The organism is bacterium, assembly GCA_020444065.1.
GTDB lineage: Bacteria > Sumerlaeota > Sumerlaeia > SLMS01 > JAHLLQ01 > JAHLLQ01.
In genome coordinates, this window is the sequence record JAHLLQ010000010.1 from 55,279 (window position 1) to 80,035 (window position 24,757).

19 protein-coding genes and 1 tRNA gene are annotated in these 24,757 nt (G+C 59.7%); 9 read left to right on the forward strand and 11 right to left on the reverse strand.

The annotated features are described in order from the left end of the window. Positions 1 to 13: 13 nt before the first annotated feature. Positions 14 to 2,638 (reverse strand): hypothetical protein, encoded by a 2,625-nt coding sequence (locus KQI84_18355; protein MCB2156845.1) that lies wholly within the window; start codon positions 2,636 to 2,638, stop codon positions 14 to 16. 220 nt (positions 2,639 to 2,858) lie between these two features. Between KQI84_18355 and KQI84_18360 the strand changes: the two genes are divergently transcribed. Both KQI84_18360 and KQI84_18365 read left to right on the forward strand, forming a co-directional pair. Continuing rightward, on the forward strand, positions 2,859 to 6,602 hold the full coding sequence (locus tag KQI84_18360; protein ID MCB2156846.1) for a hypothetical protein: 3,744 nt from the start codon (positions 2,859 to 2,861) through the stop codon (positions 6,600 to 6,602). 233 nt (positions 6,603 to 6,835) lie between these two features. Continuing rightward, the gene (locus tag KQI84_18365; GenBank protein ID MCB2156847.1) at positions 6,836 to 9,940 is read left to right on the forward strand and encodes a DUF5110 domain-containing protein; all 3,105 of its coding nucleotides are present in this window, start codon (positions 6,836 to 6,838) and stop codon (positions 9,938 to 9,940) included. 239 nt (positions 9,941 to 10,179) lie between these two features. Here KQI84_18365 and KQI84_18370 read toward each other — a convergent pair whose 3' ends face one another. Further along, positions 10,180 to 10,566 carry a co-chaperone GroES family protein gene (locus KQI84_18370; GenBank protein ID MCB2156848.1) on the reverse strand — a complete coding sequence of 129 codons (387 nt, stop codon included), beginning with the start codon at positions 10,564 to 10,566 and terminating at the stop codon, positions 10,180 to 10,182. A 205-nt stretch (positions 10,567 to 10,771) separates the two neighbouring features. On the opposite strand from KQI84_18370, the gene KQI84_18375 reads away from it, so the two are divergent. Beyond that, positions 10,772 to 13,009 (forward strand): hypothetical protein, encoded by a 2,238-nt coding sequence (locus KQI84_18375; protein ID MCB2156849.1) that lies wholly within the window; start codon positions 10,772 to 10,774, stop codon positions 13,007 to 13,009. Between the two features lie 114 nt (positions 13,010 to 13,123). Here the strand turns inward: KQI84_18375 and arsB are convergent, their stop codons facing one another. From arsB to KQI84_18395, 4 genes are read right to left on the reverse strand one after another with little or no spacing between them, the layout of a single operon-like run. After that, the gene (gene arsB, locus KQI84_18380; GenBank protein MCB2156850.1) at positions 13,124 to 14,230 is read right to left on the reverse strand and encodes an ACR3 family arsenite efflux transporter; all 1,107 of its coding nucleotides are present in this window, start codon (positions 14,228 to 14,230) and stop codon (positions 13,124 to 13,126) included. A 2-nt stretch (positions 14,231 to 14,232) separates the two neighbouring features. After that, complete coding sequence (locus KQI84_18385; GenBank protein MCB2156851.1) at positions 14,233 to 15,111, reverse strand: arsenite methyltransferase; 879 nt, start codon at positions 15,109 to 15,111, stop codon at positions 14,233 to 14,235. After that, positions 15,108 to 15,575, reverse strand: a complete 468-nt coding sequence (locus tag KQI84_18390; GenBank protein MCB2156852.1) for an arsenate reductase ArsC — start codon at positions 15,573 to 15,575, stop codon at positions 15,108 to 15,110. Before KQI84_18390 ends, KQI84_18385 begins: the two co-directional genes overlap by 4 nt. After that, positions 15,482 to 15,913 carry a metalloregulator ArsR/SmtB family transcription factor gene (locus tag KQI84_18395; protein MCB2156853.1) on the reverse strand — a complete coding sequence of 144 codons (432 nt, stop codon included), beginning with the start codon at positions 15,911 to 15,913 and terminating at the stop codon, positions 15,482 to 15,484. Before KQI84_18395 ends, KQI84_18390 begins: the two co-directional genes overlap by 94 nt. 679 nt (positions 15,914 to 16,592) lie before the next feature. On the opposite strand from KQI84_18395, the gene KQI84_18400 reads away from it, so the two are divergent. The 6 genes from KQI84_18400 (at position 16,593) to KQI84_18425 (ending at position 21,492) form a co-directional block, all read left to right on the forward strand. Beyond that, a complete protein-coding gene (locus KQI84_18400; protein MCB2156854.1) occupies positions 16,593 to 16,844 on the forward strand; it encodes a hypothetical protein in 252 nt (83 codons plus the stop codon). A 138-nt stretch (positions 16,845 to 16,982) separates the two neighbouring features. Next, positions 16,983 to 17,429 (forward strand): hypothetical protein, encoded by a 447-nt coding sequence (locus KQI84_18405; GenBank protein ID MCB2156855.1) that lies wholly within the window; start codon positions 16,983 to 16,985, stop codon positions 17,427 to 17,429. 43 nt (positions 17,430 to 17,472) lie between these two features. Next, entirely contained in the window at positions 17,473 to 17,949 is a 477-nt protein-coding gene (locus tag KQI84_18410) for a hypothetical protein (GenBank protein MCB2156856.1), read from the forward strand. 573 nt (positions 17,950 to 18,522) lie between these two features. Further along, on the forward strand, positions 18,523 to 18,786 hold the full coding sequence (locus KQI84_18415) for a hypothetical protein (GenBank protein ID MCB2156857.1): 264 nt from the start codon (positions 18,523 to 18,525) through the stop codon (positions 18,784 to 18,786). 127 nt (positions 18,787 to 18,913) lie between these two features. After that, a complete protein-coding gene (locus KQI84_18420; GenBank protein ID MCB2156858.1) occupies positions 18,914 to 20,947 on the forward strand; it encodes a hypothetical protein in 2,034 nt (677 codons plus the stop codon). Positions 20,948 to 21,030: 83 nt separating this feature from the next. Then, positions 21,031 to 21,492, forward strand: coding sequence for an SMI1/KNR4 family protein (locus KQI84_18425; protein MCB2156859.1), 462 nt, complete (start codon positions 21,031 to 21,033; stop codon positions 21,490 to 21,492). A gap of 90 nt (positions 21,493 to 21,582) precedes the next feature. Here the strand turns inward: KQI84_18425 and KQI84_18430 are convergent, their stop codons facing one another. The 5 genes from KQI84_18430 to KQI84_18450 all read right to left on the reverse strand — a co-directional run bounded on the left by KQI84_18430 (position 21,583) and on the right by KQI84_18450 (position 24,739). Next, the gene (locus KQI84_18430; protein ID MCB2156860.1) at positions 21,583 to 22,293 is read right to left on the reverse strand and encodes a hypothetical protein; all 711 of its coding nucleotides are present in this window, start codon (positions 22,291 to 22,293) and stop codon (positions 21,583 to 21,585) included. Positions 22,294 to 22,516: 223 nt separating this feature from the next. Then, positions 22,517 to 22,601 (reverse strand) — tRNA-Leu (locus tag KQI84_18435). A 244-nt stretch (positions 22,602 to 22,845) separates the two neighbouring features. Beyond that, entirely contained in the window at positions 22,846 to 23,337 is a 492-nt protein-coding gene (locus KQI84_18440; GenBank protein ID MCB2156861.1) for a nuclear transport factor 2 family protein, read from the reverse strand. 28 nt (positions 23,338 to 23,365) lie between these two features. Next, complete coding sequence (locus tag KQI84_18445) at positions 23,366 to 23,911, reverse strand: DJ-1/PfpI family protein (GenBank protein ID MCB2156862.1); 546 nt, start codon at positions 23,909 to 23,911, stop codon at positions 23,366 to 23,368. Between the two features lie 27 nt (positions 23,912 to 23,938). Further along, positions 23,939 to 24,739, reverse strand: a complete 801-nt coding sequence (locus KQI84_18450) for a hypothetical protein (GenBank protein MCB2156863.1) — start codon at positions 24,737 to 24,739, stop codon at positions 23,939 to 23,941. Positions 24,740 to 24,757: the final 18 nt, after the last annotated feature.

Genomic DNA, 24,757 nt, shown 5'->3' on the forward strand with positions numbered 1-24,757 from the left:
GTTTCTGTCGTTCTCAGTGGGTCATCCAACCTTCGGCGCCGTGTACGGTGACGACGGGTTCGCAGGGAGAGGCGCCGTTGACAACGACATCGTCGATCTCCCACGGGCCGTCAGATTCGACGGAGGAGTCAGAGCCCCAACGCCAGGCGAGATGGATCGTCTCGTCGGCGTAGGAGCTCAGGTCGACGGCGACCTTGCTCATTGATGCATGCGTTCCGGTCCATGCGGACATGCCGCCGATCGGGCTGCCATATTCGGACGGGATCGTGGCGTCGTAGCCGCCGCTCGTGATTTCGGATGTGAGCTGGCTCCAACTTGTCCCGCCATTCGTGGAGATCTCGAGAACGCCGCCGTCAAAGCCCTCTTCGAAGTAGTAGCGATGGTAGAATTCGAGCTGTGTTGCACTGGTAAACGGTCCGGCGACGAGACGAACATCTTCGATTTCAGGTTGCGGGGGATCGAAGCTGACGACGTGTGTGCCGCTGACGGCGGCGGTGCTTGTGCGAATCGCCCAACGATTCGTGCCTTGCTGCGCACTGGTCGTCCAGGCGTCGAACGTGCCTTCGAAGTCATCTGAGAAGATGCCGGAGCTTGGGTGTTTGAGAGCAAGCGACTCGACGTTCGAACCGCCGGTGTAGGTGAGGTTCAGGGAGAAGTCGATTTGGTCGCCGCAGGGGCGGTCGGCGCTGACGAAGAATTCGAATGGTATAGAGCCATTGGCGGTCGCGCCGTTTGCGAGATCGGGATAGGTGGCGGTGTTTGTTTGCACAGTGATGTTTGGATCGGTCGTGGAGAGAACGGCGGTGATATTCTGGGCGGTGGCCTCGGTGCTGAGCAGTTGGATGTTCATGAAGATTTGTTCGCCGGGTTCGATGACGCCGTTGTTGTTTCCTGCGCCGTCGCTGAAAGCCCAATCGTTAATGACAGGGAGCGGAAGAACATCGCAGTTCGGTCCGGTCGGGATGGTGTAGGTAAGAGTGGCGGTTTCCGAGGCTGAAACGATTGCAAGTTGGAGCTTGATGTCGTTGCCGCAGGGGACGGTGCTGTCGACGGAAATGGCGTAGGCCGTGGTGTTTGTGCCATTTGCGCCGGATGCCAGATCGGGGAACTGGGAACTGGCCTGGTCGACCGTGACCCCAGAAGTCTGCGATGACAGTGTTCCGGAAATCCCCGTGATGGCGGAGGTGCCGGTGTTCTTGATCGACATGGTCAGGAGGATTCCGCTTTCGCCGCGTTCGATGATGCCATCGCCATCGCCGGCGGAGTCGTCGACGACGGGATCGCCGTTCTTGGCGAATGCTCCGGTCCCGAGGCCATCAATGGCCGTCGCGCCGGTGTTTCCGGGATCGAGCCAGTCCTTCAGACGGCTGGTGGAAGAACCGCCGCCTTCCCAAGACTTGTAAAGGCGTCCATACCAGTCGGAACTGTCATTTCCGCAGGCCGCATATCCGCCGGTGAGGACGGCGACGATGCGGTGGTCGGGATTGAAGAGGGGAGATCCGGAGGAGCCGCCTTCGGTGGTGCCAAGATCCCAATCGGTAATGCGAATGTGCGTGCTGTTGGCGTTGACCGTAGTATCGAGATAGTCGGTGATGGTCGTTTGATCGTTTTCGAAGCTGATGCGCTTCTCTTCAACGCTCGGGTGGTGAATGCCGACGACGGAGGGGGGGGCGACGTCGGTGACATCCCAGCCGGAGCGGAAGATGTCGTAGGCTTCCGGGATGGGATCATCGAGTTCGAAGAGGCAGAAGTCGGAGGATTCGTAGGAGGCGCGGTAGATGGCGCCGGTGTTGTATTGCGAGCGGGAGCCGTCGCCGTTGCTGCCGCTGGCCGCGCTGCCGACGGGGCGACAGGTGGAGTTCTCGTAGTTCCAATACACCACGATCGAGGGGGCGTTGCTGGAATTGATGCCGCAGTGATTTGCCGTCAGGAAGTAGGGAGTGAAATCGTTGGCGGTGTTGTTGACGGCTGCGCCGGAGCAGGTATCGATGCCCTGGATGGTGTAGGCGCCGACGGAGCTGATCTGGTCGCGCCAGCCGTCGCCTTCGGGGCAGATGACGTCGACGTTACAGGATCCGGAGCGAAGCCCAAGTGCATCGGCCGGCGTGCGGAAGCCGTGACTGACTTGGGCGACTTCGAGTTGGAGAGCCTTCTCGGCCTTTGCAGGGAGGTTGACTTCGATGACGAGTTCTTCGCCGTCGACGATCGGGGTCCAGAGCTGCCTGTGCTTCTCGTTATCGGCGGCGGTGAAGGGGCCGTAGATTTCTTTGCCGTCGGGCGAGTAGATGTAGAGCTCGCCGCCTGCGGGCATGAAGTACGGGATGAATCCAATGTTCAGGTTTTGTGCGTCGGTGGAAAAGATGCGGGCACGCCAGAGACGCGACCCATCGCCGAGCGTTTCCCAGGTTCCGTCGGACTTGGCGTCGATCGCTGTGCCGATGGGTTCGGCAAAACGAAACGGCCCCATGCCGGTGTCAGGGGCCGCTTTGAGCAATGCGGCGTTGTTCTGTGTTGGCATGACGAAGGTCTCGACGGTGTCGAGGGGCGCTGCGCCTTTGATTTGCGAAGGCAGAGATGCTGCCGATGCCGAGGATGCCAGTATAAGAATGACGGCGAGGAATCGTAGTACGTTCTTCATTTCCCACTCCCGATAGTGAATAGCCAGCCTGCAATAGGACACAGTCTTCGTGTGTCGGACGGCGGTCAATAACGAAGATGGACGACGGGAAATGTTCTTGTCGGGCCAAGAAGGTAACGATAGCACTCTGTGGAAAGACCGATTCAAATTGGACCGATAACAGTTGACGCGCACAAATGGTAACGATAACTCTCGGGGCAACATTTTGTGAGAGATTCCCATGACGCTATTTCGACTTGTTTCATCCGCTTTCCTGGCGTTGGCGCTCGCAGCCTCGGCCCAGGCAGAATCCATCAATGTGAATTTCACAGGAAACGGAGGAGCGACGGTTTCGGGAACAGCGGGGGTAATCCCGGCGGCGAATTGGAACAACGTGGGCGGCACGACCGGGACGCAGTCGGGGTTGCTGGATAGCGCTGGCGCGACGACCGGCGCCGCTGTGGATTGGCAGGCTCAAGCATCGTGGTTCAGTGGCCACGGCGATCCATCGGAGAATGGGAAGCTGCTCGACGGGTATTTGGCAGTGCAGACGGATGCCTACGATTACGATGTGACCGTGACGGGTATTCCTTATTCTTCTTATGATGTGTACGCGTACTTCGGGAATAACTCGGCGGGTGCGGACGGTGTTGTTCGCATCAATGGGAGCGGGACGCAGTTCTTCTATCAGACGGTGGGCGCTTCGTTTCCCGGGTTTGTGGAAGTGACGGAACGCACGAGCGATTCGCCGCAGACGGGGAACTTTGTGCTGTTCGAAAATGTTGTGGGAGCGACGCTGACGATTCAGCAGGCGAACTACAACCTCGGACAGGACAGTGGCTTGATGGGTTTCCAGGTTGTCGATTCGGGCGCACCGGATCCGACGCTGACAGTGGACGCGTCCAGCTTTCTCACCAACGAAACATTGAATGTGCATTTCGCGTACGGGCCGGGCGGTGCGGACAATAACGTGGTGGCGGTTCCGCACGGCAGTGCGGCTTCGGCGACGCCGAACTTCCGTTACTACGTTGGGGGCGGGACATCGCCTTCAACGGGCGAGGTGTCGGGGACGTTGCCGTTGGCGAATGCCGGCGGATTGGGGCTTGGGTGGTATGATCTGTATTTTCTGAGCGATGCTGCGGGGTCTTCGATTCTGGCGGGGCCGGTGACGATCTTCGTGTCACCGCCAGACCCCGTCGTTGTGTCTGTGGGTCCGGCGGGTTCGTATGCGAGCACGGTGCCGAGCCATGAAGGAAGCGGGCCGATGGAGATGCTGTACGAGCGCGAGATCTACGTGACGCCCGATCGGCTGGGGGATCCGATTCCGACGAACGATTGGTGGACCGATCTGATTGGTTCCCAGTACGCCGGCCAGATGTGGGCGTATCCCCTCGTCGTGTCTGCCGACGCGGGCGGGGTGAATGTCTATTCGCCGCGCACATGGGACGGCGGCGGCGCGTGGATGAACGTCGACAGCCCGATCCAGATCCATGGCGAGGTGGTCCCGGATCCGGATCCCTCGTTTGTACTCATCGCAGACTTCGAGGATGCAACGTATCCCATAGATTGGACGACGACCGGAACGGCTTTTGGAAGCGGCCCGGCAACAGGAGCGTTGGCGGGGCAATCGGCGGTCAGCGGTTGGACAGGGAACGGTTTCGTGAACAGCTTCAACGGCGGCGATGTGTCTATGGGCGCGTTGATTTCGCCGGATTTCACGATTCAGAGCGATTACATTCACTTCCAGATCGGCGGCGGGAATCATCCGGACTTGGCGGCCGTGCAATTGGTCGTTGGCGGTTCGGTAGTGCGTTCGAGTACCGGTGCGGATTCAGAGAACCTGACGTGGGATTATTGGGACGTGTCTGCGCTGGCGGGTCAGACGGCTCATATCGAGATCATCGATTTTGTCAGTGGCGGTTGGGGGCACATCCTGGCCGATACGATTTTCCAGAGCGACGATCTGAATGCGCCGACATCGACGGGGACGACTTTCACGGCGGCGGATGCGCGAGCGGCGGATTGGGGCGACTGGACGGTGACGGCGCGTGTAGCGCAGACGGAGACGAAGTACATCGATGTGACGTTCGGTCACGGGCTGCCATACACATGGCTGGAGTTTGAAGACGTCGATCCGATTCTCGTGGTGGACAACGCGACGACGTTCTTCGACCTCGGTGGCTCGACGGTTTCGATGCCCACGACGACGGATTACGTCGGGATCGATTTCAATGGTAAGCCGTGGGGCTTGTTCCTGCCGGACAATACGATGATCGATTATAGCGGGACGGAGATAACGCTGACATTCGCCGGTGCAGAAACGTGGGCGGTGCTGGCGGCGTTGCCCGTGGCAGCGGACCTCGCGGCCTTCTATGCAACGGCATTTGCGAAGCCGGTCGATAGCGTCTACTCGTGGACGTACGATCCGACGCAGGGAACGGTGACGACGAATTGGGAGTTAATGACGTCGCCGCTGAAGGGTTCTGGGACGGACCTGATCCAGGGCTGGATTCCGCATCACTATCGCGTGACGACGCGGGACTTCGCCTTCAACGGGCTGGAGTACGATACGCCGCGCGGACGAATGCAGTGCGCGACGGGTCGGCAGTTCGAGATCGTTTACCCGTTCAATGGCATTCTGCCACACATTCCGCAGCCACAAATCAGTGGCCTGGCGAACGACTACCTTGCGTCGCGAATGAACAACTATATCAGCGACTATGCGGGCGTGACAAACTACGGTGCGGAGACGTATTTTGGGGGGAAGGACATGCTGCGGTTTGCGCGTTATCTGTCGATGGCGCACTCGACAGGGCACGCGGCCGAGTCGACGTTGGAGGCCACTCTGCGAGGTGCGCTGGAGGATTGGCTGACTTACACTCCTGGCGAAACCGAGCACTACTACGCGTATTACCCGAATTGGAAAGCGCTGGTCGGGTTCAACGAGAGCTTCGGTTCTTCGGCCTTCACGGATCATCATTTCCACTATGGATACCTGACGCATTCGGCGGCGATTCTCGGGCTGTTGGATCCATCGTTCCTGACGGACTACGGCGAGATGGCGTCCCTTGTGGCGAAGGAGTATGCGAATTGGGATCGAGCGGATACGCGTTTCCCGTTCCTGCGTACGTACGATATCTGGGCGGGGCATTCATACGCGGGCGGATTGTCCGGGCCGACGGGGAACAATCAGGAGTCGAGTTCCGAAGCGATCAACTCGTGGGTGGGTGTTTTCCTGCTTGGCGAAGCGATGGGCGATGCGGATATGGCGGCTGCCGGGGCGATGGGATTCGCGATCGAGAGCCGCGCTGTGCAGGAGTATTGGCTCGACATGTACGGGACGAACTGGCCGGCGGCTTACGACAAGTCGGTGGTGGGGATTCTCTTCGATGGCGGAAACGCGTTCGCGACGTACTTCAGCGGCGATCCTGCTTGGATTCACGGCATCCAGTGGATTCCGAGCTCGCCGACGTTCCTGGCGTACCTGGTGGAAGATCCGACATACGCAGCGCAGCACTACACGGACATGATGGCGGAGCGTGTGGACTTTGGTGAGTCGGCGACGATTGCCGGCATGGGTTCGAGCTTGGGGAACCTGGTGCTTGGTTACCTGCTGATGTTCGATGCGGACCAAGCCGCGGCGGAGTTGGATAGCTTGTATGCCGCGAACGATCCGGTGGCGACGGATGTGTTCACCGGTGGGCGTTCGTACTACTACACGCACTCTATGCGCACATTGGGTGCGTATCAGTTCGACTATCACATGAGTCTGCCGATGGGCGCGGTGTTCCACAACGATACGACGGCCACAACGACGTACTTGGCGTGGAATCCGACTGGGACAACCCAACAGGTTGAGGTCTTCCAAAGTGGGTCCAGTGTGGGGTGCTTCACCGCCGGTCCGGGGGAACTGACCGCGGTGACATCGCTCGATCCGACCTGCACAGGCGCCCAGGTGGGAGAGTGGCGGGTGCTGAACGACTAGGCACCCGCCACGCTTATCTTTCTTTTACAGTCTTACACGACAGCGCACCTTTGGGTGCAATGATGACAGATTTTCGCGTGCCGATGCCATAGGTTCGGGCGAAAACGCTTTGCGCCGTGGGTCCGGGGCGGCAGGGTACCGGGTATCGGCATCCTGTGCCGGCAGTCCTTGCAATGAGGCAGGTACCTATGAAGTTCCGCGCAATCACCACACTGATTCTGGGAGTTCTGGCGATGGCAGCTGGTACGGGTTGGGCACAAGACGTTCCGAAACCGAACTGGATCGAGCCGGGGAAGATCGTGATCGGGAATGCACGATTCACGGCGATCACTCCGGAGTGCGTTCGGATGGAGTACGCGCCGGATGGTGGGTTCATCGATGCGCCTTCGCTGTTCGCGGTGAATCGCAATGCCATCTACAAGAACATGCAGAAGGAATCCGTGAGTCCGGATGGCGAGGTGGTGCTGGCGCTTGGGAAGATGCGGATCTTCTATCGCCCGGCAGGGGAGGGGTTCACGGCGGAGAACCTGCGCATCGAGATGAAGCGCGGCGACGATGTTGTTGTGTGGAAGCCGGGCGATAAGCAGCGGCTGAACCTGGGTGGGACGATTCATACGCTCGACCAGGTGAAGGGGCCGGTTGATCTGGGCGAAGGCCTGTTGTCGCGCGATGGATGGTACCTGATCGACGATTCGAGGACGCAGCTCTTCACGAAGACGTGGGTGGAGTCGCGCCCGAAAGACGCGGGCACGGACTGGTATTTCTTCGGATACGGCGAAGACTACAAGGGGGCGTTCGAGGCCTTTACGGCGATCGGGGGCCGTGTGCCGATGCCGCGCAAGTATGTGCTGGGGAGCTGGTATTCGCGCTGGTGGGAATACAGCAGCGACGATTACAAGCAGATCGTCCGTGAGTACGATAAGCATGATTTCCCGCTCGATATCATGGTGATGGATATGGAGTGGCACAAGGACGGGTGGACGGGCTGGTCGTGGAACCGTGAGCTGATTCCGGATCCGGCAGGTCTGCTGAATTGGTTCCACGACGAGGGGCTGGCGGTGACGTTGAATGTTCATCCGCACGATGGCGTGAAGCCGCATGAGGATATGTACGAGGACTTCATGCGCGACATGGGGGCGGACCCGGAGACCGATGAGCCGATCCCGTTCGATGCCTCGAATGAGAAGTACATGCGGACGCTGTTCAAACACACGCACGATCCGCACGAGAAGATCGGCGTAGATTTCTGGTGGTTGGATTGGCAGCAGGACGAGTACACGCGCGGAATGCCGGATCTGCTGAATTTGACGTGGCTGAATCTGATTTACTTCCAGCAGTCGAAGAAGGACGGCGAGCGCGGTTTGCAGTTCAGCCGTTGGGGCACGTGGGGCGATCATCGGCATCCAATTCACTTCAGCGGCGATGCGGACACGGGATTCCTGATGCTGGGGTTCGAGGTTCCGTTTACGTCGACGGCGGGGAACGTGGGGTGTTTCTTCTGGTCGCACGACATCGGCGGGCACTTCGGCGAGCGTAACGAGGAGCCGTACACGCGCTGGGTGCAGTTTGCGGCGACGTCCGCGGCGATGCGGTTGCATTCGGGAATTATTGAGTACTTGGATCGGCGTCCTTGGAAGTGGGAACCGCAATCGACGGAATCGATGCGGCGCGCGTTCCATCTGCGTTCGGAGCTGATGCCGTACATCTATAGCAGCGTCTGGGAGTGCTATAAGGAGTCGTTGCCGCTGACGCGGCCCATGTACATCGAGTATCCGGACCTGGAGATCGCATACCGCAGCCCTCAGGAGTTCCTGCTGGGCGATGCGTTGCTGGCGGCGCCGATTGCATCGTACGGTTCGGGGCCGGGCAAGGTCGCAAGCCAGTTGGTGTGGTTCCCGAAAGGCACGTGGTACAACGTTTTCACGAACGAGAAATTCGACGGGAATTCGCAGCGCCTGGTGTGCGCGGATATCGACGAGTTTCCGCTGTATGCGCGCGGGGGCGTGCCGATTCCGATGCAGCCGTACACCCCGCGGATGGCGACGACTCCGTTAGACGAGTTGGTCGTGCGCGCGTGGCCGGGTGAGAAGGGCACGTTTATTCTGTACGAGGACGACGGCGTATCGCAGGGCTACGAGAAGGGCGAGTATGCGCTGACGGAGCTTTCGTACGCACGGACCGGCAAGTCGACAACCGTGACGATCGCGCCGGCGGCAGGGAGTTTCAAGGATCAGCCGGAGAAGCGTTCGTATCGCATCGAGTTGCCCGGTCTGCAGAAGCCGACCAAAGTGATGGTGGGCGATACGGCGGTGAAGGCGGATTACAATGCGACTTCCGGTACCGTGGTGGTTTCTGTGCCGGAGCATCCGATTCGGGAGCGTGTCGTGGTTTCGGTCGAGGCGGACTTGCTGGATCCGGCCGTTTATGCGAAGCGGGCATTGGATCGGCGCGTGGAAGGTGTGCTGGGCAAGCCCGGCGATTTGAAGACGGCGCTGTTGGAAACGAAAGACCCGCAGCTTGTGCGCGGGTTGATGGCGCTGGCGGGCGTCGGCATTGTGGAGAATCCGACGGCGTATCCGAAGCCGGAAGTGATCGAGCGACTCGTGAAGAACGACGACGCCTTGATTGATGCGGAGAAGTTCGTGGTCTCCTACGAGACGCACATCGCCGGCACCGACGATGTCGTGCAGGAGAAGCGCCGCACGGTTCGGCCGATCGGCGCGGTGACGGAGTTCAATCCGCCGTCGCTGGATGCGATGCAGCCGCCGCTATTCAAGAAGACAGTGGATTCGCGGATGCTGAAATGTGAATTCGAGGGCAAGGAAATCGCCGGAGCACTGACGCTCGGCAGCCGCGAGAGTCTGATTCGCGAGTGGCATTACCTGGCGCCGCTGCCGTACGACGAGGACAAGGCGCTGGAGGATCAGGTTTATCCTCCGGAGGAGAAGCCGTTCCTGACAGATCCGACGGCGACGCACGAGGAGTACTCGATCGAGTGGAAGCCGATCGTTGCGAACGATCGCGGCATGGTGGAACTGCACGTGGCGATGCCGAAGGTCGAGGACAAGATCGCCTATGCGTACACGACGATCGAGATGGATGAGGCGTCGACGGGTGTGCTCGGGTTCCGCAGCGACGATGGGATCGAGGCGTGGCTGAACGGCGAGCGGATTCACTATCACGACGTCCATCGCGGCGCGGGTCACGAGTGGGAACTGGTGCCGGTGACGCTGAAGGAAGGCGCGAATGTGCTGCTGCTGAAGATCAGCCAGGGGAATGGGAATTGGGAGTTCAGTGTGCTGACGAAGGGAAGTGAAGAGAGAGTGGCTAGTGATTAGTGGCTAGTGGTGAGTGGCGAGTGATTAGTGGCGATCCGCCTTCGCCAAGGCTTCGGCGGACTTGCGGTGGCCAGTTGGTGTGTTGGGCGCAGGACGAGGTTTGTGGGAACGCTCTTGGACAAGGATGTCCAAGTCACCTCGAGGGAGAGAAAGAAGTGGCGAGTGGCGAGTGGCTAGTGGCGAGTAGGGAGAGGGCCTGTCGTCGCGCTATCTTTTGGTCCCGTTTGTCCTCTTGAGTCCTAGACAACGCCGCCGCCGGGGGAGTCTTCGTCTCGGATGAGGAGGAGGATGGCGGACTGGGAGACGACGAGGAAGTCTTCATCCTGGTAGCGGACTTCGACGGCTTCTTTGCGGAGGAAGAGGGCGTAGTCGCCGACTTCAGCCTGGACGGGGATGTAGCGAACGGGTGAGTCGCGGCGTTCCTGCCAGGGCTCTGAGGATTCGCTGGAGAAGTTGGGCATGGCGATGCCGGGACCAGTTTCAACGATGCGGCCGGACTGGACGGGCTCTTTGTCGATGACGCTCTGGGGCAGGTAGAGACCGACCTTGGTGCGTTCGGTGCCGGTGTCGGGTTTGATGAGCAGGCGGTCGCCAACCATCAGGATGTGTTTGTTTCCGATTTGCATGATCCCCGCAGATTCCATTCAAGCTGGCAGGATGTAGCCCTGAGGGCGCGGGTGCCGTCAAGAGGGACGCGCGTGGATGCCGTGCGGGATAGACGCGCAAGCGCTTGAATAGAGATGCTCAATAGAGCGTGAATGCGGTTGACAATTGCAATCAAAGCGCTTACGCAGACAATCGGACAGTGGTGCGGATGATGGGAGAATTGCGGTGGCGCAGACAACTTTGAGACGGCTTCGATCGGCAATCGTGGGACTGGCGCTTGTGGCGCTTGCACCGGTGGCCATGGCGCGGACAGCGACGGTGTATTTGCGCTACGACAATTCGGATTCGAAGGCGCCGTATCCCCAGATGTTTGCGGCGGGTTCGTGGGACGAATCGGGGGCGTTCGACGATACCTGGAGCGGGTTCGAGCGGTTTGCGCTGTCCGACGATGGGCTGCACGGCGACGAGGCGGCAGGGGATGGAATCTGGGGCGGCGTGGCCGAGGTGCAGGCCGGAACAGGCGCGACGTTCATGTTTGCAGCGGACTGCGACCAGTGCGGCGATAACGGGTGGATCGGGATCGGCCAGACGTTCGAGGTTCCGGACGATGTGGCGGCGATGGCCGTGGATTTCCACCTCGGCATTCTGTGGATGCGGACGATGGGGTCGGTGGGCTGGATGATGGTGGGGTCGCCGTCGAAGGATGCGGTGCGCGGTGAATACGATCGGCCATTGCATCCTGTTTGCATTCCCTGCGCGGGAACGCACCCGACGGGGTTGGCGATCGCGCGCCTGATTCCGTGGCAGACGAAGGTGTCGCAATCGGAAACGGGGCGCATGCAGGTGGAGTTGAACAGCGCGGCTCGAATCAATCCCGGCGACGAGGTTCGGCTGGAGTTGTACTCGGTGGAGGGTGCGCTGCAGCGGCAGTATCAGAAGACGGCGGCGGCGCTGGTGACATTCGACATCGAGCCCTGTCTGCTGGAAGGCGGGTATCACTGCATCGCGACGATTGTGAACGGCGACAACGAGTACGATCGCGCGGATCGGGTGTACTCGGTCGTGAACGACATGTGGAACGATGTGCGGTATGGGTTCTACACGAACTTCGGCAGCGTCGGCGGAGACTATGTAAAGAAGACGGATATTCTCGTCGATTTGTATATTAACGCGATCGAGTACTACGACTACTTCCCGGCGCACGGAGTCTATGCGCCGACCGAGTTGATCTATAACGCGGAACCGTTCGGGGGGACGATCTATCTGCAGGACGTACTCAATAAGATGTCGGAGGCGAGGGAGAAGAACATTCTCAACATCGCGTACATCGCGGCCTACGCCGGTGCGCCGGATCTGGTGAATTCGATTTCAAATTCCCATCTAACGAACTCGGCGGGGAACTGGCTGGCGTTCTACGGCGGCGAGGTTGGGATCGATTTCGAGTTGGACGGTCTTTGGTACTACCTGACGGCGTTTGCGCCGGATACTCCGTGGCGGACGTATTTGTGGGAGGAGTTGACGAGGACGCTGCAGGACAACGAAGGCGACTATGTTGCTTTCGATGGGTTTGAAATCGATACGTATGGATACACCGGAGATTACTATTCGGCGGGGAGTGCGTATAATGGGACGCCGATGAATACGATGCTGCCGCAGTTCGCGGCGGACGTGCGGGACCTGGTTCATTCGGTTAAGTCGTACGGCATGACGACGATGAATAACCTGGCGGAGCAGAATATCCTGCAGATGTTTGACAAGGTGGATTTTCTGTTTGTCGAAAACTGGAAATGGCACAAACCGAACTACCACCAGGTTGTCGAAATGGTGTACTACAACAGTAAGGAAAGCCGGCAACGGTTTGTTTCGAAGTCCTATCCCGCAGATACCGAAATGAATGTTACGGCGTGGCCCGCGGAGAACTTGCGCTATCTGATGGGCTCGCACCTGGCGGGAGGTGGAAGTTTCATGGTTGCCGGCGAGCCGCGGGAGTCGACCGGTCAGATCGGCGGGCTGAATTCTCTCTACTATCCGGACAACCAGCCGCAGAGCGAAGAGAATTACAGCATCATTCGGAATTACAATAAACACGACGCGGCACTGTATCGATACACGCATGGGAAGAACGTCGCGCGGCCGGGGAACGACCTGGCAATTCCGGATTGCATGATCTATAAGACTCGGCCGGAGGACAGCAATTCGTACGTGTGGAACATCCTGCACAATAAGGACAATTGGCTGTGGGCGGTGCAGAATAGCGATCCGGGCGTGATCGAGATTTATGAAATCACTTACGCGATGCCGGCGGGAGAGGCTCCCGAGGCGGTCTATTGGGGGACGCCGGATAACGACTGGATGGTGTATCCGGTGGCGCTTGATTGGGAGTTTGAAAATGGGAATCTGCGGTTTGCGATTCCGGAGTTGCATTACTACGGGACGCTGATTGTGAAGTTCAGCCGACTGTAAATCGAAAGAATCCGGCTCGGGGAGGACGGCCCTTTGGGGAACCCCGAGCCGGATCTCCAGCGTCCGGCATCGATTGGGGAAAACGGGAACCTCCCCCAGAGATGCCGGACTCTTTTATGCAGCGGCCTCAAATTCGTTTGTGAACCAGCGGCGGCGCAGCCAGAAGGATACGCTGACGAGCATGATCAGAACGGGGACCTCGACAAGCGGGCCGATGACGGCGGCGAAGGCGGCTCCTGACCCAATTCCAAAGACGGCGATGGCCACGGCAATCGCCAATTCAAAGTTGTTGCTGGCGGCGGTGAAGGAGAGCGTCGCGCTGCGCGAGTAATCGGCGCCCATCTTCCAGCCGAGGAAAAAGCTGACCAGAAACATGACGACGAAGTAGATCAAAAGCGGAATGGCAATTCGCAAGACGTCGATTGGCAATTCCACGATCTGGTTTCCCTTCAGGCTGAACATAACAACGATCGTGAAGAGAAGCGCGATGAGCGTGAGCGGGCTGATAAGGGGGATGAATTTGTGTTCGTACCAATCGCGGCCTTTTGCCTTGAGCATCAGGAATCGTGCGGCGATGCCGGCGAAGAATGGAATGCCGAGGTAGATCAGTACGCTGGTCGCGATCTGGGCGATTGTAATTTCAACGACCGCGCCTTCGAGGCCGAACTGCGGCAGAAGCCACGTGATGAAGAACCACGCGTAGAGGCTGTAGAAGAGGACCTGGAAGACGCTGTTGAATGCAACCAGCCCGGCGCAGTATTCGGTGTTTCCTTTCGCGAGGTCGTTCCAGACGATGACCATCGCGATGCAACGGGCCAGTCCGATCATGATCAGTCCGACCATGTACTCCGGATAGCCGCGCAGGAAGATGACGGCGAGGGCGAACATCAGGATCGGCCCGATGACCCAATTCTGCAGAAGAGAAAGCCCGAGTATTTTCCAATCGCGAAAGACTTCACCGAGTTCTTCGTAACGCACCTTCGCCAGCGGCGGGTACATCATCAGGATCAGGCCGATTGCGATCGGGATGTTCGTTGTTCCGACGCTGACGGAATCGAGAAGTTTCTCGATCCGTGGGACGAAGTGCCCAAGCGCGACGCCCGCGGCCATCGCAATGAAGATCCACAACGTGAGGAATCGATCGAGGAAGGCAAGCCGCCCCCGGGCGTTCGTCGGCGAACACCCGGCGGCGCACGAGGAACCGTCTTCGATAGGACTCATTTTCAGCAATCTCCGCCACAGCAGCAAGGCTTGGGTTTCACGGCGCTGATGTTCATGCTCGCGATATAGTCGGCGAGGGTTTCGCCTTCGGCAATGAGGGAGTTCACGCGCGATGCGATGTGGTCTTTGGTTTCTTCCATTGCCTGGATGTAGCCGGGCTTCTCTTCGAGTTGTAAATCGACGAGTCCGGCTTCGGAAATGACGGCTTTGAGTTCGTCGACTAGGAGCGCGCCCGCGACGCAACCGACGAGTGCCTGCGCGTCGTTTCGGATGGCCTCGGGGAGCGGCTTCTTCAGCACGATGTCGCTAACAGCGATGCGACCGCCGGGACGGAGGACACGCGCGATTTCGCGATACACGCTGTGTTTGTCGGGCGAGAGGTTGATCACGCAATTGCTGATGACGACGTCGGCCGTGTTGTCGGGAAGGGGAAGGGCTTCGATTTCGCCGAGACGGAATTCGACATTATTCAGGCCGGAGCGTTCGCGATACTTGGCGACGTTCGCGCGGGCCTTGGAGAGCATCTCGGGCGTCATGTCGATGCCGATGGCGCGGCCGGCTGCGCCGACTTTGCGACCGGCAATGAAGATGTCGAATCCGCCACCAGAGCCGAGGTCGACGACGACTTCGCCTTCGCTCAGGCTGGCGAGCGCGACGGGATTGCCACAGGACAGACCCATGTTGGCGCCTTCGGGCAGGTTCGCGAGTTCTTCCTGGCTGTAGCCGACCGTGGCGGCGAGCTGCTCGGCCGTGTCGACCTGGCCGCCGCAGCAGGTGGGGCCGCAGCAACTGTCGGAGTCTGCGGTGGCGACTTTCGCGTAGCCGGCGCGAACGGTGTTTCGGATTTCTTCCTGGCGAGCCAGGTCATCGTGGTTGGTCATGTTGGCGTTCCTTTCAATTCAAGCAGTTCGCTCGGGAGTGTTTCGATGAATGTCCGTATTTGATCGCGCACGGTGCGATAGCATTCGAGCGCGGCGTCTTCGGTTTCAGCGGCGGCGGCGAGTTTCGGCGGATCGTCGAAGCCGCGGTGCACGACGCGGGTGCGTCCCGGGAATCGGGGGCAGTTTTCGTCGGCGTGTCCGCAAACGGTGACGACGACGTCGAACTCGACGCCGCGATCAAGGAGGGACTGGAGCGTCTTCGATTCCTGGCCGGTGATGTCGATGCCCGCCTCGGCCATGACGCGGATCGCGCTGGGGTTCTGGCCGTGGGCGACGATGCCGGCGCTGAAGGGCTCGACGGTGTCGCCGATCAGATGGCGCGCCCAGCCTTCGGCCATTTGGCTTCGGCAGGAGTTTCCGGTGCACAGGAACAGCACCTTTGGCCTTGAGCTTGTCGTGCGCATAATTCCTCCGGTGAGAGGGCGAGGATTTGGGCCAGCGCCTGGCTGTCCTGGTCGATTTCGGGCTGGTCGGCCATGGCGGCCAGGGCCCATTCGAGCGCGCCGCGGGCGGCGGCGTCGGTGGCGGCGATGCGATAGTACGCCCAGCGGCCGTCCTTGCGGACGTCGACCAGACCGGCGGCGGCAAGCTGGGAGAGGTGCTTGGAAGTGGTGGACGGGGCGAGCTGGAGGAGCTCGTAAAGCTGGCAGACGCAGAGTTCGCCGCGCTCGGCCAGGGCATGGACGATGCGGAGGCGATTGCGGTCGGCGAGTGCTTTCGTGATGGCGAGGACTTGTCGCATGGCTTGCCTTTCGTTGTTTCGCCAAATAGCGAAATGGAAGGTGGGGGGGAATGCAAGGGGAAAATGGGGGGGGCGAACTCGTACTCAGCGGAGCGGCACTCGATCTCGTACTCGGCTTTGCGGGTGTTCGAGTACGAGAGCGAGTACGAGTACGTGTACGACGTGAAGCCGGCGGTCCCCGGTGTTGGAGTGCTCTTGAGGTGGCTTGAGCATCCTTGCTCAAGCGCCAGGGGTGGTGGTGGGTGCGCGGTGGTTGCGGGCGCCCCATCCGGGACGTGGGGGAGAAGGGGATCGGTGGGTCGCGCCGATAGCGCTCGGCAACGGGGCGCGGGAACCCAGGGCTTGCGCCCTGGGCTGGTATAGGGCGGGGCGTTGCCCCTTTGCGGGGGGAGTGAAGTGTTGGTGGGGTGGCGGGCTGCGCGGGGGCTTGGCCAGGGATGGCCAAGTCACCTCGAGGTGCTGGCGTTCCCGTACTCGGCTTTGGGGAGAGATCGAGTGTGAGTGCGAGTGCGAGTGCGAGTACGAGTACGAGGTGAAGCTGGGGCGGCGGGTGTGATGCCGGCCGGAAGCCGGCGGTCCCATCCGCCTTCGCTCTGCGAGCTTCGGCGGACAAGGGAGCGCGGGTGGCCCGGATTTTGAGTGCCACGCAGACAACTGGTGCCTTGAGGAGGCTCTGCGCGTGATTTGGATTGTTCTGCTGATGATTGCGACGACGGCGATGCTGGCGGGGTTGGCGATGGTGGCGCTGAAGATTGGGCGGGATTCGGATGAGGAGTACGGGGCGTTGACGAAGAATCAGTTGCGCGCGCTGGCGTATGTGGTGGCGTTCTTCATCTGCCTGATCGCGGTGTATGTGGAATGGAAGGTTGTGATCGTGGAGCCGGAGGCCGAACGGGCCGAGCAGGCTCGGCAGGTGGAGATGACGGAGTAGGCGAGCAGCGACCGGCGATGAGAATCGCCGGTTTTTTCGTTCCCGGTTGCCCGCGGCGAGTTTCTGGTGTGATATCTGGGTTGGCTTTTGGATTTGTGAGAAGGGAGCGCCGTGGTGGGGAAATTCCCGAAGATCATCATGCTCATAGGTTGTCTGGCAGCGCTTTGTGTGGCATGCCATGTGAGTCCTCTTCTTCCTCCATGGAAGAAGAAGGTCACAGAGAAGGACATCGTGGGTGTCTGGAAACTCTCCGGCGAGAAGGAAAGAACAGGCTGCGACATTGATTTTATCGCGTATGCTCCGGTCGGTGCTGTCGTTTGGGCTGGGAAGTTGGAGGATATGCCCGATGAGTTTCCAGCGACATGGGAGTTTAGCTTTGCAGAGGTGGGATCCGCGAACTACACGGCAATCATGCTGCACCAGCCACCCCCGAGGCATGTCGGCTGGCCAATCCTCGATATGTACTGCGTCGATCGGTCGGGTAAACTGACGCTGCAATCTGCCGATCCGGATTCACTGATTCTGTTCACCAGGGTCAGAAGATCGGCTCCCATGGTTATGAAGAAACTCGAGCGGGAAGAGTAGAGGTCTCGATATGTCGGGCGATTGGCTGGGACTTGGGGTTTGTATGAAGAAGAAGATTCTGGTCATCGCATTGTTGGCCGCTGCTATTGCAATGTGCATGGTCGCCATGTTGTTCGTGGCAAGACGCGTGCATAAGAAGGGCGGGCTGAGCAGCCTCCTGGACCCTCTGGATGTGTTGGTGGATTGGGTGTATAGCCTGGAGGATGTGCACATAGAGGACGATGAACTTCGAGGGGACAACTTGCTGGCGCCGCTGGCTGAGCTCGAAGGCGAGGCGATAGTTGTTCTCAATCTTGATTCAGGCCGCCACCGAATCGAACTGAATGGCGATTCGGCGGGCGATGTTCTCGAGAACGTGAAGGCGGCGTATACCAACAGTGGGTGGGATTGTGCGTTCGCCGACGACCGTGTGGTTGAGATGCGGCAGCCGGAGGAATCTGTGAGATTCACGGCCTGGGAGACGTGCATCACAATCAGTGGGAAGAATGGCGGGCGAGATACGGGTTCATTTGGTAGTTGAAGGGAGTGCATGGCTGCACCCCATCATGGGAGGAAGGAATGATCACCGCTTTGTTTGCCGCGCACGCTTTGCTGTTCTTTGCTATTCGGCGGGAGTGACGGCGCGGCGAACCAATGAACGTCAATCAAGGCTGAATCCCTCAAGAACTCTCTGTGAGCAAAGATGATGGTTCTCGGAATTACGACTCAGAGGTATCTAGTGCTTTGTCGCAGTTGTTCGGTCACTTATCCAGGTGAGCTCGGCCCCGATGCATACGAGGGGTTCCTCCTGCTTGATCAGCACTATGCCCCCGTTGGGTGCTGGCAAGTAGATGATTGGCTGTGGGAGGATCTGCGTATCCGTGTAATGGAATACGATCAGATGCATCCAGAGCGAAATCTGCAAATAGAGTCGATGCAGGCGACAAAGCGTCAAGTCCAGCGCGATCTTCTGCTAGGTATGGTATTAGCCGCGGAATCGAATCGTCCGGCATATCGCCTGCATTGTCTTCCGCCCTGTCCGAACTGTGGAGCACCCCCCTCCCCATACGCGCGGATTGGACACGCCAAGAGAAACTTGGAGCGTCTCACTGCGGTGAAATGGCGAACGCGCCATGAGAGCGATAGGACGACGTCCGCAATTGAGTTCCTCGACCATTTGCACGAGCATCCCCCGCTCGATCATGTCAGTGTCTGCACAGTCCCGTACGTGACCACATTCGAGCAGTCGATTGGCGACATGATGGCCGTCGATCGAGAAGTGGCAAGAGAGAGGATTAGAGAGTACTACACGCAGTTCGGCATGGAGCCTCCCGACATCACCGATGATGATTTCGAAGTGCCTGACTACAGGTTCTAGGCCTCGCTCCATTCGGCTGGATCGCACGTTTCCGTTGATCCTGGGGGCGGTTGTGGCGTCCCAATGGGTGGTTCGATTGGTTTGAGATTCGCTCGCGGAGCCTGGGTTGGCCCGAGGGAGTTGTGGTTTGACGAATCAAGACACCAGTTCCGAATCGCCCGTGGAGGCGGCCGCGCCGTCGGTCGATGGGGGCGGTGTGCTTGCCGACGAGGGCTTGAAGCTGTCGGGCAGGAGCCGGACGTTTCTGCTGGTGGCGGTTGCGTTGGTGATCGCGGCGCAGGTAATTATCCGCAATGCCTGGCTGAGCGACGATGCGTTTATCACGTGCCGGACGATCGACAATTTCCTGCACGGCTGGGGGCTGCGTTGGAATGTCGGCGAGCGCGTGCAGTCGTACACGCATCCGTTGTGGATGTTCGTGAATCTGTGCGCGGTATGGGTGACGAGCGAGTATTTCTATACGCTGCTGGCGACGTGCCTGGTTTGTTCGTTGGGGGGGGTGACGATTCTGTTTCGCGACGCGGCACGTTCGGTGTCGGCGCTTGTGTTTGCTTTGATGGCGGTCGTGATGTCGAAGGCGTTCGTGGATTATTCCACGAGCGGTCTGGAGAATCCGCTATCGCACTTGCTGTTGGTTGTGCTTCTTCATTTCCATCTAAAGAAGTCGGTTTCGACGCGGCAGTTCGCCGTGGCGTGCCTGGTGGGTTGTTTGATTGTGTTGAACCGGATGGATCTGGCAGTGATCGTCGGTCCGATCATTCTGGCGATGTTCTGGCCGGGGCGTTCGTGGCGTTGGGTGGGGATTGCGTTGCTGGCGGGGTTGCCGTTTCTGGCGTGGGAGATTTTTTCGATTGTCTACTATGGGTTTCCTTTTCCGAACACGGCGTACGCGAAGATCGGATCGGGTTTTCCGAAGTCGTGGGTGGCGTTTCAGTCGCTTTTCTATTTCGTGAATTCGATCGAGGTCGATCCGGTGACGTTGTGCGTGACGATCGCGGCGCTGGTGGCAGCCGCGACGGTGCGGACGCGACAGAATATTGCGATGGCGATCGGGATTCTGCTGTACTTGTTGTACGTGGTGCGGATCGGCGGCGGTTTCATGTCTGGCCGGTTCTTTGCCGCGCCGTTCCTGGTGGCGGTTGTGATGATCACGTACCTGATTCGCGATCACTGGAAGTCTTGGATTCCGGCGGCCGCGGTGCTGGGGTTGGGGCTGTGCGCGCCGGTGCCGCCTCCGATGTTGAATTCGGAAAACGCAGATTGGAAGCATGAGTTCGAAAACGGCATCGCGGACGAGCAAGGCGTTTATCTGCCGACGCAGGGGCTGGTGACGGCGCAGCGATCGCGCGAGATGCCCGCGACGTTGCGGAGGGAGTTAGGGCTTGTGAAGCGGGATGAAGGACCGGCCATTCTCTATCATCCAAGTGTTGGGATCCTGGGGCTGTATGCCGGCCCCGAGGTTCATATCGTCGATCGCTATGCCTTGTGCGATCCGCTGCTTGCGCGTCTGCCCGCGGAGTATGAGGCCGATTGGCGCCCCGGTCACATGATTCGCGAAATGCCGTGGGGGTACTACGACAGTATCCGAACCGGGAAGAATGTGATTCAGGACAAGAACCTGGCGGAGTTCTACAATCACCTTCTGGTTGTGTTGAACGCGCCGCTGTTCGACGGCGAGCGGTTGCGTGAAATCTGGCGTTTCAATACGGGCAAGTACGATCATCTGATCGAGGCTTACGTAGATGCGCCGGAAGAGGTGCGCGTTTTCAAGGCGGCGGATCTGACGCTGGAGAAGACGGGCGAGTTCAAGGACTGGGAGGAGAAGGATCGCCGGTTCGATCGGCCGGGAGCGCGTATCGAGTTTGATGAAACGATTCACACACCAGCGCTGGAGCTGACGCTGGATAACGCATCCTCCTACGACTTGGCCTTCCGGCGCGACGGGAAGAGTCTCGACGAAGTGCACATTTCTCGCCGCGAAGGGAAGGGCTACATCAAGCGCCGCGTGGCGGTGCCGCCGCCTGTTTGCGAAGACGGGTACGACAGTTTGTTCCTGCGGCCGAGCAGCGGGACTCTGGTGGGGCACGTGTGCCGCGTCCAACGCATCGAGGAAGGCCTCGGTCCCGCGTTCGACAAACCGTGGGGCGCGGACGCGGAATGACGGGTGGTGGGTTGGCTGGGAAACCACGGATGGCACGGAGTGCACGGATGGTTTGGTGAATTCCGTCAGCAAGGATGTGAGCGATGAAGATCAAGTTGAAGAGATATGTTCCGGCAGACCCATCGGTTGTTGATGCTGTTGAGAAGCGTTTGGGCGTTGTCTTTCCGGAGGACTATCGCGATTTCCTTCTGAAATACGATGGGGCGAGGCCGGAGGATAATGCCTTCGACGGCGACCCGGTTGTCAGTGTTGATCGATTCATCCCGGTCGCCAAGATTGTCGAGCGCACTGCAAGGGTCGAGGGGTTTCCGAAGGATGCGTGGGCGGTCGCGAGTTGTTACTCGGGCAACTTCATCTATATTCGGAAGACTGACTTCGCTGTCTACTTCTGGGATCACGAAGTCGAGGATGACAAGCGGCTGGCCGGGTCCTTTTCGGAGTTCCTTCAGGGTCTTCAGCCGTTCGATTTGGACTCCATCGAGTTGAAACCGGAGAACGTGATTTCCGTGTGGGTGGACCCGGATTTCAAGCCGGAGTTTGATTGAGACGCTGGCGAACCACGGATGGCACGGAGCGCACGGATGGTTTGGGGAGAGGGGATCTCTTCGCTTGGGATCGGACTCTTGCCCAGTTGCCTAATGCGTTATCAATAGGTTGTCGGACAGTTTCGCATTCCTCACAAACCGTTCAGTTTCATCCTCTCCGCCTAATTGCACATCCGCCTTGAACCTTACCTGGGGTGCAGAGAGCTTGATTAGGAAGTTGAACCGCTGCTGCATCTCAATTGCTCCATAGGGAATTGGCGAGGTGCTTCGCCAAGTTCCATCCTCTGGTTCTCTCTTTACGAAATCTACCCTCCAATCTTCCTCTGATCCGAGAGGGAAATACGACATACCAACAAGAAGCTGTTCTACGTCCCAGATGCCGAATGCTGGGTAGCTAGCGTACCGGCTGAGACGTGAGTCAACAATGACCAGCGGGAAGACAATCCTGCAATGGACTCTTTCTTGAGGTTCGAGCCGCCGTAAGGAATAGGACAGGAAATCCCACGTTCTGTCGCATTCAAAGTCATCGGGGTCAAAAATGTAGGTCATTGCCTCGACTCGCGCATAGTCGACGCAGCGCCAGATAGGATCGATTTCATTAGCCTTGCCGGGAGTGATCAGATAGCCGCCTTCCGGAAGTGAGAGGTCAAATTCGAGAGAGGCTGTTGTGCAATTGTCCTGATGATTGAATTCAAGGCTGGTTATCTCAGGCTCTGCGCCCGCGGGTCCGAGTGATATGAGCAGGGCGGTGAGGATGCCGAGAATCAGAGTGCACTTGCGGGTAGTCGCGGATGCTTTCATATCGAGATTCTCTCCATAGGTCTGCGAGGGGGCCTCGGCGCAAAGCATCGTCCCTGCATTGCAGGAACGAACAGGTTAAGACCGGTACGCTTCTGACAATCAAGGGAGAGGAGATGTTCCGGATGTGAAGAACAGGGCCAGGGAGTTGAGTTGGACCACGGATGGCACGGAGTGCACGGATGGTTTAGGGAGAGGGGGATCTTTTCGTTCGGTGAAGAAAGGGTGGTGGTCGAGGGGGGATTTGAACCCCCACACCCGAGGGTACTGGAACCTAAATCCAGCGCGTCTGCCAGTTCCGCCACTCGACCACGCTGGGGGAATGCATTGCGGGTGGGGGGCGGGGGATCAAGGGAAATGCCGGCGGTGGCAGGACGTTCTCATTGCACCAGGCTCGTCGTTGCGCGGCGGTCGGCTGCCTCGGTCACTGACGCAGCGGATCAGTGGATATGCCAATTGCGATGAATCGTCGATGGGACAAATGGGACGGATGCGACGAATAGGACGCGGGAGTTGAGTTGGACCACGGATGGCACGGAGTGTACGAATTGCTTGTCAGGGTTCGGGGTGTGGGATGTTGGTTTGCATGTCGCTGAGTTGCCAGCGGTCGTCTTTGTCTTTGCGGAATTCTAGGGTGGCTTCGGTGTAGGGCGGTTTGCGGAGGGTTGTGTCGATGCGGTAGGTTTGCGTTTCGAATTTTGCGCCGGCGGTCCATTCGAAGGTGGCGTTCGCGGTGTCGTCGTCGACGGTGATCTGAACGTCGCGCAGGTCGATGTCGGCGGTTTCGTAGCGATTAATGGCTCCGCGGAAGGCGTCGACGACGAGGTCGTGGCTGTGGCCCCAGCCGTGGTAGTCTTCGTGGATTCGGCTGGCGAAGAGTTCGGGGTCGCGGGCTTCGACGGCGCTGACGAGGTCGTCGAGGGCGTAGCCGACTCTGTCTTCTTCGCTGGGGGCGGAGAGGATGAGGAAGATGCCGCCGCCGCCCAGCAGCAGCAGGACCACAATGAGGATAGGGACGAGGAGTTTGCGGAATTTCTCGGGGTCCATCGGGGTCTCCCTCCCGAGGCGATGGGTCTTACTTTCCGAGCAGCTTGAGGAACTCGCGCATGAAGGCGGGATGGTCGGGCCAGGCGCGCGAGGTGACGAGCTTGCCGTCGACGACGACTTCGCTATCGATGAACGTGCCGCCGGCCATTTCGACGTCGCGCTTCAGCGCAGGGTAGGCGGTGACAGTGCGTCCGCCCAGCAGGTCCGCCGCAGCGAGGATCAGCGCGGCGTGACAAATGGCCGCGACGGGCAGGTCGTTGATGAAGAAGTGGCGGACGAGACGGAGGCATTCGGCGTCGTTGCGGATCCATTCGGGAGCGCGTCCGCCGGGGAGGATGAGGCCGGCGAAGGGCTCGGGGTCGAGATCGGGAAAGGCCGCGGAGGCTTCGACGCGATAGCCGCGCTTTTCGGTGTAGGTATCAAAGCCGGGCTCGAAGTCGTGCACGACAGTTCCGATGAATTTGCGGGTCGGCGCGGCGACGGTGACAGTGAGGCCGGCTTCCTGGCAGCGCTGGAGGGGGTACATGACTTCGAGGGCTTCGGCTCCGTCGCCTGTGATCATCAGGATTTCCATGTCGATCTCCTTTTCGGGAATCTGTCCCTAGCGAGTGGCCGGGAAGTGCGTGAAGAGCGGCTGAGTGGTGCCGGTGCCGCTTTCGACGCGGAAGACGACGAGGGAGTCGTCGTCATCGGTTGTGTCGTTGAGTTTCAGCAGGTCGTTCATGAGCGCCTGGTGGATCTTGCCCTGGTCGAGGGCGGTTTTGCCATTGGGGCCGGCCTCCCAGAGGGCGAATTCGATCTCGGTCAGCGGTGCATAGAAAAAGCGAATTCTGCGCCCCGTTTCAGAGGGATCGCCGCCGAGGTAGTCGGTGCGCGCGAGTTCGTCCATCGAGTCGGGGAGGCGTTCACGATCCATCTCGAAGAGGGCGGCGGCGTTCCCGATGTTCTGGAGGACGCGGCGGACGTCGGCTTCGCGCGATGCGGAGCCGGATCCCAGGAGGCGGTACGCCCAGAAGGCGCCGGCGATGAGCAGGCAGATAAATGTGATGCCGAGCAGGGTGCGCTCGCGGCTGCTGATGCGGCGCATCCGGCGGGACAGATTGTCGAAGTCGCCGGCGCCGGGCGGTTCGTCCTTTCGTCCGGAGTAGGCGCGGCCGATGGGGGGCAGGCTGGAGCCGTCGACGGCCTCGGGAGGCGGCAGGGGCGCCGATTGCGGTCGATCGTCGACTTTCTGGCGGTCGCTGAGGGGGCGAACTGGCTTTGGGGTGTCTTCGCCGAAGCCCTCGGGCTCAGCGGCGGGTGGGCGCAGCCGTGCCTCGGGCCGGGGTTGGGCGGCGGCCTTGGGCTCCGGCTTGTGTTTGGACTCTTCGAACTGCTTGCCCAGGTTCCACTTCTTCCCCATCTCGCGGTTCCTTTCGTT